Below are 206 nucleotides of genomic sequence, written 5' to 3'. Positions count from 1 at the left end.
GTGAACGGCATTGCGAATGTGAACGGCCTTTCGAACGTCAACGGCGTTTCGAACACCAACGGCCTCAGCAACGTGAACGGCGTCGCCAACGTGAACGGTCTGTCGAACGTGAACGGCGTGTCGAACACGAACGGCTTTGACAATGTGAACGGCGTTGCGAATGTGAATGGCCTGTCGAACGTCAACGGCGTTTCGAACACCAACGG

General features: G+C 56.3%; 1 protein-coding gene. It reads left to right on the top strand.

The genetic code is table 11. The features are described 5' to 3' along the window. Positions 1–206 (top strand): hypothetical protein (locus EK416_RS17805; protein ID WP_210211022.1); only part of this gene is annotated, 206 nt, incomplete at both ends.

Origin of the sequence: Rhodomicrobium lacus (assembly GCF_003992725.1) — a bacterium.
GTDB classification, from domain to species: Bacteria; Pseudomonadota; Alphaproteobacteria; order Rhizobiales; family Rhodomicrobiaceae; genus Rhodomicrobium; species Rhodomicrobium lacus.
Note: the sequence above shows the minus strand (reverse complement) of the source record. Positions and strands in the feature narration are given on the sequence as shown.